The organism is Polaribacter sp. YIW18, from assembly GCF_057219325.1.
The window spans coordinates 61,565-74,202 of sequence record NZ_JBXVVE010000001.1 but is presented as its reverse complement, the minus strand read 5'-3'; the positions used below and the strand labels follow the sequence as shown (position 1 = coordinate 74,202).

8 protein-coding genes are annotated in these 12,638 nt (G+C 31.6%); 5 read left to right on the top strand and 3 right to left on the bottom strand.

Going from position 1 to position 12,638, the window contains the following annotated elements; translation table 11 throughout:
• Positions 1-392: 392 nt before the first annotated feature.
• From AC2D6T_RS00200 to AC2D6T_RS00190, 3 genes are all read right to left on the bottom strand, one after another.
• Positions 393-1,979 carry a solute:sodium symporter family transporter gene (locus AC2D6T_RS00200; protein ID WP_484680049.1) on the bottom strand — a complete coding sequence of 529 codons (1,587 nt, stop codon included), beginning with the start codon at positions 1,977-1,979 and terminating at the stop codon, positions 393-395.
• 69 nt (positions 1,980-2,048) lie between these two features.
• Entirely contained in the window at positions 2,049-3,365 is a 1,317-nt protein-coding gene (gene xylA, locus AC2D6T_RS00195) for a xylose isomerase (RefSeq protein ID WP_484680048.1), read from the bottom strand.
• An 8-nt stretch (positions 3,366-3,373) separates the two neighbouring features.
• Positions 3,374-4,864, bottom strand: a complete 1,491-nt coding sequence (locus AC2D6T_RS00190; RefSeq protein ID WP_484680047.1) for a xylulokinase — start codon at positions 4,862-4,864, stop codon at positions 3,374-3,376.
• Positions 4,865-5,042: 178 nt separating this feature from the next.
• Between AC2D6T_RS00190 and AC2D6T_RS00185 the strand changes: the two genes are divergently transcribed.
• The 5 genes from AC2D6T_RS00185 to AC2D6T_RS00165 all read left to right on the top strand — a co-directional run bounded on the left by AC2D6T_RS00185 (position 5,043) and on the right by AC2D6T_RS00165 (position 12,638).
• Positions 5,043-6,437, top strand: a complete 1,395-nt coding sequence (locus AC2D6T_RS00185) for a cellulase family glycosylhydrolase (RefSeq protein WP_484680046.1) — start codon at positions 5,043-5,045, stop codon at positions 6,435-6,437.
• A gap of 18 nt (positions 6,438-6,455) precedes the next feature.
• Positions 6,456-9,056 (top strand): glycoside hydrolase family 2 TIM barrel-domain containing protein, encoded by a 2,601-nt coding sequence (locus AC2D6T_RS00180; protein ID WP_484680045.1) that lies wholly within the window; start codon positions 6,456-6,458, stop codon positions 9,054-9,056.
• Between the two features lie 156 nt (positions 9,057-9,212).
• Positions 9,213-9,449, top strand: coding sequence for a hypothetical protein (locus AC2D6T_RS00175; RefSeq protein WP_484680044.1), 237 nt, complete (start codon positions 9,213-9,215; stop codon positions 9,447-9,449).
• 17 nt (positions 9,450-9,466) lie between these two features.
• Positions 9,467-10,072, top strand: a complete 606-nt coding sequence (locus AC2D6T_RS00170; RefSeq protein ID WP_484680043.1) for a T9SS type A sorting domain-containing protein — start codon at positions 9,467-9,469, stop codon at positions 10,070-10,072.
• Between the two features lie 385 nt (positions 10,073-10,457).
• Positions 10,458-12,638 (top strand): BNR-4 repeat-containing protein, encoded by a 2,181-nt coding sequence (locus tag AC2D6T_RS00165; RefSeq protein ID WP_484680042.1) that lies wholly within the window; start codon positions 10,458-10,460, stop codon positions 12,636-12,638.

The following is a 12,638-nucleotide window of genomic DNA, read 5'->3' as shown; positions in this document are numbered from 1 at the left end:
TTTCGGTTTTTTTATTCAATCTAATATAGGATAAGTTTAGTCGGTTTTTAATGTTAACTATTAAGCAATACAAATTAGAGTAAGAATTAACAATTAAGGAATTTAATTGGAATTAGACAAATTAAGTGATATCCCTAATTGCATAAGGTATGCAAAACTAGTATCATTAAGTAGAATTCATGATATAATAAAAGAGGATTTAAGAATGATTGTTATCTTTAGATAAATTTGTGTGATAGGGTTTGGAAAAAATAACAACGATAAACAATATAAATTTAGACCTCTAAGTTCTATCTACATCCCACTTTTTTGGTCTGTTTTTCATCCTAATTAAGAACGTCAAATACTTTGTGATTAGGTGTTTAAAACATACTGGTAACTTTTATAGTAAATTAACTGAAAATAAAATAAGTTGATATTACCACTATACAAATTACTACACCTACAACTTTTACATGTTTCCAAGGAGTTACATCTACTTGCCTAGTATATTCTTGAACATAATCTGTTTTTCTTGGTTTTATTTTTGTTATCACTAACATTAAAATTATAGTTAATACAAATGCCGCAAATTGAAAATGCAGAAAATGTGGTAAATCCATTTCGAAACCTTTCGATAAAATAATGTAGGTTACATAAAATACAAATGCAAATATAATACCTGCTTTTGCAGCAATAGCAGGAACTCTTTTTGTTAAAACTCCAACAATTATAACTGTTAAAATAGGTACACTATAAGCACCATTTACAGTTTGTAAATATCCAAAAAGACCATCTGAAGCATAGTATAAAAAGGGCGCTACAAACATAGAAAATATCGCTAAAAAAATACCAAAACTTTTACCAACTGTAACTACTTTTTTCTCTTTTGCTTCTTTATTAATGTATTGCTTGTAAATATCTACACCAAATAAAGTAACACAACTATTTAAAGCAGAATTAAATGAACTTAAGATGGCACCAAACATGACTGCTGCAAAAAAACCAATTAAATATGTAGGCAAAACTTCTGCAACCAATCTAGGGTAAGCAATATCGTTGTTTGTTAAAACTTCTCCTCCCCATTTATGGTATGCAATAATACCAGGAAGTACCACTATTATTGGTCCTAATATTTTAATAAAAGCAGCCAATGTTAAACCTTTTTGACCTTCTGATAAATTTTTAGCACCCAATGCTCGTTGAATAATTTGTTGATTGGTACCCCAATAAAATAACTGAACTAACATCATGCCTGTAAAAATAGTTGCAAAAGGTATTGATGAATCTGCGCTACCAATCGCATTTAATTTCTCAGGATATTGACTGGTTAGTTTAGAAATACCACCAAAAAAAGTATTGTCGTCACTAATTGAAATTAATCCGAAAAAAGGAATTAATAAGCCTCCAATTAATAATCCAACTGCATTAATAGTATCTGATACTGCTACTGCTTTTAAACCACCAAAAATGGCATAAATAGAACCGATAACACCTATGCTAATTACACAAATCCAAATAGATTGCCATTCTGTTACCCCTAATAACTCTGGTAAATTAAACATACCACTAATACCTAATGAACCAGAATAAAGAACTATAGGTAATAAAACTATTGCATATCCAGAGAGAAATAAACCAGAAGTCATAGCTTTTGTTGTAGTATCAAAACGACGTTCTAAATACGTAGGAATTGTTGAAATACCACCTCTTAAATATCTTGGTAATAAATAAATAGCGGTAATTACCATAGCAATTGCAGCTAAGGTTTCCCAAGCCATAACCAAAATACCATCTGCATAGGCATTACCATTAAGTCCAACTATTTGCTCTGTAGAAAGATTCGTTAATAATAAAGACCCTGCAATTACTGTTGCAGTTAAACTACGACCTCCTAAAAAATACCCATCAGATGTACTTTCATCTGTTTTTCTGGTTGATAAAAAGGCGATAATTGCCACAAGTAAAGTAAAGCCAACAAATGAAAAAATTCCTAGCATAGTGTGTTTTGGTTTTTAAATTAGAATTGAAAACCTTCAAATTTAACTAATTTATTTTATAAAATATTACTATATATATTGGTTAATGATATTTTCAAACAATTCCTGTTTTCCACTTTGTAAACTCAATTCTCCATTTTCTTGAGCAATGTTATATAAGTCTTTAAGCTCTAATTTACCAGCTTCAAAATCCTTTCCTTTACCTGAATCAAAAGAGCTGTACCTTTTTTCTCGAAGTGCCTTATAAGAAGAAGATGTCATAATTTTATCTGCAGTAATTAGTGCTCTTGCAAATGTGTCTGCTCCACCAATATGTGCTAAGAAAACATCTTCTAAATCTGTAGAGTTTCTTCTGATTTTTGCATCAAAATTAACACCACCACCTTGTAATCCACCTGCCTCCAAGAAAACCAACATAGCTTCTGTGGTTTCTTGAATATTATTTGGAAACTGGTCTGTATCCCAACCATTTTGATAATCTCCTCTATTAGCATCAATACTTCCTAACATTCCTGCTTTTGCTGCAACTGCTAGTTCGTGTTGCATTGTATGTTGTGCTAAAGTTGCATGGTTTACCTCAATATTCATTTTGAAATCTTTGTCTAAACCATATTCTTTTAAGAAACCAATTGCAGTAGCTGAATCAAAATCATACTGATGCTTCATTGGCTCCATTGGTTTTGGCTCTATAAAGAAAGACCCTTTAAAACCTTGTGCTCTTGCATAATCTCTTGCCATTGTAAGGAATTGACCCATGTGATCTAATTCACGTCCCATATCTGTGTTTAATAAAGACATGTAACCTTCTCTTCCTCCCCAAAACACATAGTTTTCACCACCTAATTTAATTGTCGCATCTAAAGCCAATTTTACTTGTCCTCCAGCTCTAGCAACTACATCAAAATCTGGATTTGTAGCAGCACCATTCATGTAACGTGGGTTTGAAAAACAGTTTGCTGTGCCCCATAACAGTTTCACACCACTTTCTACTTGTTTTTCTTTAATGTAATCTGTAATAGAATTTAATCTAGATTCAGATTCAGCAAAAGTTGCACCTTCTTGTACTAAATCATAATCATGAAAACAGAAATACTCAAAGCCCATTTTGTGGATGAACTCAAAAGCTGCATCTGCTTTATCTTTTGCTGCTTGAATTGGGTCTGAAGATTTATCCCAAGTAAAGTTTTGCGTTCCTGGTCCAAAAGGATCTGAACCTTGACCACAGAATGTATGCCAGTATGCAATTGAAAATTTAAACCAATCTTTCATTTTTCTTCCTGCAACAACTTGCTCAGGATTATAGTACTTAAACGCTAGTGGATTGTCTGATTCCTTTCCTTCAAATTCAATTTTATCAATTTCTTTAAAATATTCCTTATTTGCCATTTCTTTTTTTATTTTGTGTTAAGTATAATTTCTAATTCTTTTTTCCAATCTTTGTACGCTTTTAAATAAGGTTGTTTGTCTTTAGAAGGCATAAACGTCATAACATGGTCGTTATCCATTATTGTTTTGCCAAAAGAAGTAAAATCACCAGTATGTAAATTGGCTGCTCTTGCAGCTCCAATAGCTCCAGTAGTATTATAGATTTCTATTTCTTGTTGAATTAAAGTTGCCACTGTATTTGAGAAAATTTCGGAGCGAAATAAGTTGTCGTTTCCTGCCCTGATTACTTTTGGGTTAATGCCATCTGACTTTAAAATCTCCATTCCGTAATAAAAAGAAAACGCAATCCCTTCTAAAGCAGCTCTACAAAGGTGTCCTTTATGATGATTATTAAGATTCATATTTACGATTCTTGTACCAATTTCTTTATTATTTAGCATTCGTTCTGCACCATTACCAAAAGGAATTATGCATACCCCATCTGATCCAATAGGAATATTCGCTGCTAAATTATTCATTTCTTCATAAGATGATACATCTAAATTATTTAATAACCATCTGTATTGGATTCCTGCACCATTGATACACAACAACTTTCCTATTTTTGTTGATATTCCTTTCTTATAATTTACATGTGCAAAGTTGTTTACTTTAGCACTTTCTTTGACAGATAAATTATCAGTAACTGCATATACAACTCCAGAAGTACCTCCAGTTACAGCTACTTCTCTAGAATTAAAAACATTTAAGGATAATGCATTATTTGGCTGATCTCCTGCTCTGTAATAAATTGGTGTACCTGCTGCAATGCCACTTTCTGCCTCTCCTTTTTTATCGACAACAGATTGAATTCCGAAGGTTTCCACGATGTCTGGAACTAGCGATTTATCTATCCCATAATATTCTAATAAAAAATCTGCAATGGTATCTTTTTTAAAATCCCAAAAAATCCCTTCTGATAAACCAGAAATTGTAGTGTTTATTTTGTTTGAAAATTTATAGGCGATATAATCTCCAGGTAACATAAACTTATATATCTGTTTGTAAATAGCAGGTTCATTGTCTTTTACCCATTTTATTTTTGATGCTGTAAAATTTGCTGGTGAATTTAATAATTGATTAGCACATTTTTCTTCTCCAATTTGTTTAAAAGCATTATTACCAATCGAAACTGCTCTACTATCGCACCAAATAATACTTTTACGTAAAGGATTACCTTGTTTGTCAACCAAAACTAAACCATGCATTTGGTATGATATACCAATTCCTTTTATTTGACTTTTGCTAATATTATATTCTTTTTTTAGTTTTGTAATGGCATTGCATATATGCAACCACCAATCGTTCGATTCTTGTTCTGCCCATCCGTTTTTTTGAGCAAACATGCTCATTTCTTCTTTTGGTTCTTGAACAACGCCTAAGCTTTTACCTGTTTTGGTTTCTACTAAAGCTACTTTTATAGAAGAACTTCCAATATCTAACCCTAGATAATAATTCATTTTATTTTTTAATTTGCTAATTTCATTTTTTTTATGAAAATTTATATCCTGTACTGTCATGATAATTTTATCGAAAATTACGAGTTGTTTTTGTGGGTGAATTCTTAAGCCACACAGTAGTGTGCAGGATACTTAAGGTAGCTGATCATTGTATTTTTATCAAAAATTATGATGTATTATGAAGAATTTTCTTTTTAACTTACTGTTCTTAACTTTTACAATAACAAGTTTTTCTCAAATTAAACACGCTTTAAGAGACGAACAAGGTAGACACATTATTCCAAGAGGTTTTGTTATTAATACCAACGATCATAAAGGAGAAGTCTTTTTTAATAGTGATGATTATGCGAGACAGGTTAGAATGGGAGCGAATTACCAAGTTATCCGTTTAGAACTAGGTAGAGTTAGCGAATTTCCTGGAGGACAAGTAGAACAAAAGTATTTACAAAAACTGGATGAGTTGGTTGCTTTAGGGAAAAATCACGACATAAAAACAGTTTTTAAAATGACGGTTTATGGGGTTGATAAATTTGTTTGGCAAGAGTTTTGGGACAATAAAAAAGACAAACAATACACGACTTACATCAATGCTTGGAAAGTAATTTGGAAACGTTTTGCAAAAGAACCCTATGTAGTTGGTTACGATGTTGTAAATGAACCTAGAAAGCTAGAGATGGATATTTCTTACAAAGATTTAACCGATAAATATTTGGTGCCTTTGTATCAAAGAATTATTGATGAAAGCCAGAAAATAAATCCAGACAAAAAGATTTTATTCCAGTCTATTTTTATGAATAAAGGGGAAAAGATAGACAACAATCAATATGCTGAAATTACATCAGCTATAAATCGAAAAAACATTGTTTTTGCGCCACACATTTATCAAAACAACATTAATTATATTCAAAAAAATATGGATCGTTTTGATAAAGAATCAGATATGTTAAAAGCACCAATTTTAATTGGAGAATGGGGTTTCCCAACTTTTGCAAAAACAGATACTACAATTGTTGGTAAATTAGGTCAATTAGAATATAGAAAGTTATATATCAAAACAGCAGAGGTTTTTGATAAAATGGGTGTAGGTTCTATAAAAGCTTGGTTTTTAGGAAACAGAACTATGCAAAATTTTTTACCAGGAGGACCATCAACTTGGTCTATTTTTAGTGATAAAACAGATGCAGGTACAGTTGAACGTAAATACATTACAGATGTCATTTCAAGACCTTTTCCACAAGCAATTGCAGGAGATATTCAATATTTTCTATTTAATTTTGCAAAAAGAGAATTAAATTTACACATCAAATCGGATAACAGTAAAGGCGCTTCTATAATTTTTATTGGAGCAAACCGACATTATCCAGATGGTTTTTCTATTATTGTAAATGATGAATTTATAATGTATTACAATCCACAAAAAAATGTTGGATTAGAAGTTTATAAAATAACTAAAAACTCTAATCCTGCAGATTTTATTTGGGATACTAAAACCCAAAAACTAATTGTCTTAAAATGGGGTAAAGACAATACAAATTATAAAATTAAAATAGTACCCGGACTTCGAAATTTTTAAATTTATATAAAATTAACAATGATCAAAAAGAATTTAATATTACTTTTTTTAAGTGTTGCATTTTTAGCAAATGCGCAACAAGTAAGACACATAGAAACTATAAACGATGCGTGGCATTTTTATAAAGGGAAAATCGAACATCCTTTTTCTAATGACGCTTCTCGTTCTTGGGAAAAAGTAACCATACCTCATTCTTGGAATACCGAAGATATTTTAGATGATGAAAAAGGCTATTATAGAGGAGAAGCCTGGTACAAAAAAACAATGACGATTCCTCAAATTCACGAAAATCAGCAAGTGTTTTTAGTATTTGAAGCAGCTAACCAAGTTGCTTCATTATATGTTAACGGAAAGCCTGTGGGAGAAGATCACATAGGAGGATATACCACATTTGCAAGAGACATTACCTCAGCTTTGAAAAAAGGAGCAAATGAAATTGCCGTAAAAGTAGATAATTCGCACAATGATGAAATTGTACCACATTCTGCAGATTTTTCATTTTATGGAGGTATTTATAGAGATATCCAATTAATTATTACCAAACCAGTGCATTTTGAAGTGGCTAATTTAGGAGCTAATGCTGTATTTATAAGAACACCAGAAGTTTCAGAAACTTCAGCTAAAGTTACTGTACAATCGAAGTTGGTAAGACCCAAAAAAGGAAGGTATTATGTAAAACAATCTTTGTTTGATGCCAATAACAATTTAGTAAAAGAAGTAAAAACAAAATCAAAATTTCATAAAGATGTTTTTAGTTCTTTTTCTGTGCAATCGCCTAAATTATGGTCGCCAGAAAATCCATATTTATACAAAGTAGTTACTGAAATTGTTGATAAAAAAGGAAATATTTACGATAGAGTAGAAAATCCTTTAGGTTTAAGATGGTTTAGTTTTGATGCAAAAAAAGGATTTTTCATCAACGGGAAACCAACCAAGTTAATTGGTACCAATCGCCATCAAGATTTTTTAGGAAAAGCTAATGCAGTAAGCGATGAAATTCATAGAAACGACATCAAGCTATTAAAGGATATGGGTTCTAATTTTTTACGTATTGCGCATTATCCACAAGATCCAGCAATATTAGAAATGTGTGATAAATTAGGCTTGGTAGCTACGTTAGAAATCCCTTTTGTAAACAAGGCAGCAGCTAATGAAGTAGGTAAACAAAATACGGTTAACATGCTAAAAGAAGCTATTCGTTTCAATTACAATCATCCATCTATTGTTGCTTGGAATTTAGGAAACGAAACAACAATGAAAGCTCCTGATACATTTGGCGAAGCGTACATAAAACATTTTGTAAGCACACATGAGGTGTTGGCTAAGACCATAAAAGAAGAAGACGAGACTCGTTATTCATATTCAGTGTTTTTTAGAAACCCTAATTACCAAAACAAATTGGGAATCCGTTTTACTGAATTGGTGGGTTACAACAAATACTTTGGATGGTATATTGAAGAATTAGAAGATATTGATAAAAATTTAAGAAAATTAGTAGATAAATCATTAGAGTTAGATCCAGATAAGCCTTTTATTTTAAGTGAATATGGTGGTGGAGCAGATCCAAGAATCCGTTCTTACAATCCAACTCGATTTGATTTTAGTGTAGAGTATCAGTTTTTATTACATAAAGCGTACATGAAAGCTATTTTAGAAATACCTGAAATTGTGGGTGCCAATGTTTGGAATTTTGCTGATTTTCAAGTGGAACATAGAAAAGATGCAGTACCGCATATCAATAGTAAAGGAATAGTTTCTGCGGATAGAAAAAAGAAAGATACGTATTATTTGTATCAAGCTTTATTGAAAAAAACACCGTTTTTAGCAATAGCTTCTAAAGGATGGACGAAAAGAGCAGGAATAGCAGATAAAATTGATGGAAAAGTAGCTACCCAACGCATAACAATTGTAGGAAATGCTGATGAAGTAGAATTGTTTATCAATGGGAAATCATTGGGTAAACAAACGTTTGATTTTGCAACTACCACCTTTAATGTACCATTCCAGCAAGGTCAAAACTTAATTGAAGTAGTTTCAAAAAAAGAGGGTAAAGTTTTAAAAGACTTCGCCAACATAGAGTTTACGCTTCAACCTAAAAACTTAAAAAGTGAAATTAATCCTTTTAAAGAAATTGCCATAAACGTTGGTTCTTACTGCTATTTTATAGAAACCCATAATGTAGATTATTTATGGATGCCAGATCAAGTTTATAAAAAAGGAAGTTATGGTTATGTTGGTGGAGATTTATTGAGAACTAAAACCAGACGAAGAAATAATGTTGGCGTGGATGTTAGTTTAAAAGGAACCGAAAACGACCCGATTTATCAAACTCAAGTAATTGATTTAGAAGCCTACAAATTTGATGTGCCAAAAGGAACGTATGAGTTGTCTTTATTCATGGCAGAATTAAAATCTAGAGGGGAAAATGTGATGAACATTTTAGTAAATGGTAAGAAAGTTTGGGAAAATCTAAATCTTAAAAAACAGTATGGAAAAGACAGAGGTGTAACCAAACGTTTTTTAGTTTCTGTTGATAATGAAAACGGAATTACCATCGACTTTAAAGCTTTAGAAGGTAAAACCAGATTAAGTGGAATCAAGTTGAGAAAAGTGAATTAAAGAATAATTACCTTTTTGTAATTTTTCTTAACCCTAAAAAAGTGTTATTTTATTCTACTCGAGTAAAATAACACTTTTTAACGTCACATGAAAGTGCAGGATAGTTTCAAGAATTCTTATTTGTATATTTTTCAACGAATTATTAAAACAATATTTATGAAAAAAATTACATTTAAAATTAGTGCATTTTTGCTTTTTGCAATGGTCGCTTTTAATGGACATGCACAAGTAACAGAAATAGTTGAAGGTACTAAATATAACCTTCGAAATGTTGGTACAGGTAAATATTTACAAGCTGCAAGCGTAGATGGAAAATCTACATATACTACTGTTGGTGCTCTTGTGGATGGTGAGGTAACCTTTATTTTTTCTTTAACCACAATAACACCATAGACCCAGGAGGTGATGGTGTGGTAGGAACTGATGATGATGTAGTGCACAATTACACAGATGATTGGAACATTGGTAATGATACTAGAGGTATTATGAGGTCTGATAATACTGCTCTTGTGCATACAAATTTTAAATATAATATATGGAATGCTAATGGTGGTCATAAAACAGATAAGAGATGGGTTGCTACAACAATAGAGTCAAATGGTATGACTTTATTTAGATTTGCTGCACTTGTATCTGGTGCTACTAGTACAAGGTATTTATTTGATGATGTAACTGGTACTATGTCTAATATTACAGAGGCAGACATGGGAAATGCTACAGATGCGAGCTACTGGGTGCTTTCTGAAGCTACAGACACATTGTTAAGTACTAAAAACTTCCAAACAAGTTCTATAATCATTGCTAATCCAGTAAACAACGAGTTAAGAGTTCAAGGTCTTAATGAGGATATAAATAAATTAACTGTATATAATCTTTTAGGTAGTAAAGTGTTATCTAAAAAGTTAAATAAAGAAACTTCTGTAAACTTAAATGTTAGCGGTTTAAATGCTGGAATGTATATCGTAAAATTAGAAGGATCACAAGGAGCTTTCTCTAAGAAAATAATTAAAGAGTAAATTTAAAAGTTTAATTAAATTATAAATCACTCTATTTTTAAAAATAGAGTGATTTTTTTGATAGTATGGTATATATTTTGCGACTTTTTATTAAACTAGCACTGATGAGATTCTAAGGCTAACCTAAAGTTTTAAGATGAACTAGAATCTCTTGTGAAAATTTTAGATGAAACAATAAAGTAATCTTTATTGTTTAGCCTAAAATTGTAGTCAAAAATTGACCAATACTTTAGTTATTTCAAGGCAGACATTACAAGATAGTTGTTCAATGATAAAAAGGTATTTTTACGAACTTATTTATTTTTTGTTGTTTGAATTCAAAACCAAACTATTTGGATGAATATGGGTCTAATAAATATGTGTAACTTATAATAAACATAAATACATGAATAAATCAAGAATTGTATTAGTAAATAGCGTCTTATTTTTACTAGTGTTTACGTTATCTGTAAATGCCCAAGTAACCTTAGAAACAGAAGTAAAAATCTCTGATTTGGGCTTGCATTTTAATGGAAGTAAAGTGTCAAGTGGAGCATCAAATACTGGAGATAATGCACCTTATGATTATTTCTTTGGACGAAATATTTCAGCACATGGAGATGCAGTAAAGGCATTTGGAAATTTTGTTTTTATGACTTGGTATCGTGGTGGAAAAGGAGATCGTCATATGATGTTGTCTAGGTATAATAAAACAACAAGAGTTGTTGCTACAATAGAGTTTCCTCATAGTCACACAGGTTATCAAAATCGCTATTGGATAGGTGAATCACATAATACAATCGCTGTAGGTATCAGTCCTTTGGATGGGACTGTTCATTTGTTGTACGACATGCACGCCTATAGTGCCTCTAAACCTTCTAATGGTAGTTTGGCAAACGACTATTTTCGATATTCCTATTCTGTTAAAAATGCTGCAACATTGCCAGACTCAGAATTTACAATAGATAAGTTTGTTTTAGATAATGGAGTTGCAGGAGATTATAAGCATTTACGTACACCAGGTAATGTTCCTCAATCAGAGTTTGTGGCCTTAACATACCCTACATTCTTTTTAAATGATCAAGGAGATTTATTGTTTTTTATGCGTGAAGGAGGTAACAACAACGGAATGTATAAATTCAGTAAATATGATGCCAGCAAAGGAGAATGGCAGAATTTTACAGATTTTAATAGGTTGAATGCAAGAAGTCAAGCAGGTATAACCTATAATTGGGGATTATATGGTGATATTAAATATGTGAACGGAAAAATAAGAATAGGGTTTCAAAGAAGATTATCAAATAATAATGATAAGTACCAATACCAAAATGGTATTTATTATGCTTATTCAGATGATCCAAGTGGGGCTACTCAATGGAAAAATTATAAAGGAGAATCGATTAACTTACCACTATTAGATGCAGACGATATAAAAGTAATGGAACCAGGAGATTATGTAGCAACAACACAAGCAAATAAAGTGCATATTGTGGGTAATTTTGATTGGACTGTTACTGCAAATGAAGACATTCATTTTATTAGTAGAGTAAAAGATAATGAGAATAATGTAACCAAATTTTTACATACTTATAAGCCATCAGGTGCTTCTGATTTTACAACTTCAGAAGATTTTGCTGGAGGTACAGCTTTGTATACTTCAGGGAACGATGTTTATCTAATAGGTTTGAATAATGGACGCGTTTTTGTAGATAAAACAGCTGGAGGAACTCATAATTTCGAACGTGTTTACCAACAGACTGGTGGTAAGCAATTCGACCATGGAGTTGTCCATATTTATAATGGAAAAGCTTATTATTATCTAATGGAAGATACTTCAGGTAGTGCAATGCCCTTGTATTTACAAATTATTGATTTAGATTTACCTCCTACAGATCCAACATTACCCAACAATTTCACAGTTCAAACCATTGGAGAAACGTGTCAAGACAAGAACAATGGACGCTTGATTATAGAAAGTGCAGCCGTAAATGATTATGTAGCTACAGTAAACGGAACAGATTATAGTTTTACAAAAAATACAACTATAGAAGATTTAAATCCAGGAACCTATACTTTATGTATCTCTGTTGTAGGTATGGATTTTACGACATGTTATGAAGTAGTGATACCAGAGGCAGAAAACTTATCAGCAAAAATAAGTGTAAGTAAGAAGTCAGCAGCAGTGTCTGTAGACTCAGGGACAGCCCCATACACAGTTTATAAAAATGGAGAAGTAGTTTTAGAAACTTACTTAACCAGTTTTAATATAGCTGTTGATCATGGAGACCAAATAGCAGTAAAGAGTAAAGAAGCCTGTCAAGGAGAGATGTCAAAGACCATCAACTTATTAGAAGATGTAAGAGCATATCCCAATCCTTCAAATGGAGCTTTCGAGTTCTTTATACCAAATGATATAGAAGAAATAGGATTAGAATTATACGATATACAATCTAGATTAATCGTCTCAAAAATATATAAAGTAACTAAGGGAAGAGTAGCCATAGATATAAAGGATAAACCAAGTGGAGTCTATTTTGCGAAGATCAATTCAAAGAATCCAGTATTTGTTAAATTAATAAAGAATTAA

Bases quoted from the DNA above. Each gene is read 5' to 3' on its own strand.
- AC2D6T_RS00200 (WP_484680049.1), bottom strand. From the start codon at position 1,979: ATGCTAGGAATTTTTTCATTTGTTGGCTTTACTTTACTTGTGGCAATT.
- xylA (WP_484680048.1), bottom strand. From the start codon at position 3,365: ATGGCAAATAAGGAATATTTTAAAGAAATTGATAAAATTGAATTTGAA.
- AC2D6T_RS00190 (WP_484680047.1), bottom strand. From the start codon at position 4,864: ATGAATTATTATCTAGGGTTAGATATTGGAAGTTCTTCTATAAAAGTA.
- AC2D6T_RS00185 (WP_484680046.1), top strand. From the start codon at position 5,043: ATGAAGAATTTTCTTTTTAACTTACTGTTCTTAACTTTTACAATAACA.
- AC2D6T_RS00180 (WP_484680045.1), top strand. From the start codon at position 6,456: ATGATCAAAAAGAATTTAATATTACTTTTTTTAAGTGTTGCATTTTTA.
- AC2D6T_RS00175 (WP_484680044.1), top strand. From the start codon at position 9,213: ATGAAAAAAATTACATTTAAAATTAGTGCATTTTTGCTTTTTGCAATG.
- AC2D6T_RS00165 (WP_484680042.1), top strand. From the start codon at position 10,458: ATGAATAAATCAAGAATTGTATTAGTAAATAGCGTCTTATTTTTACTA.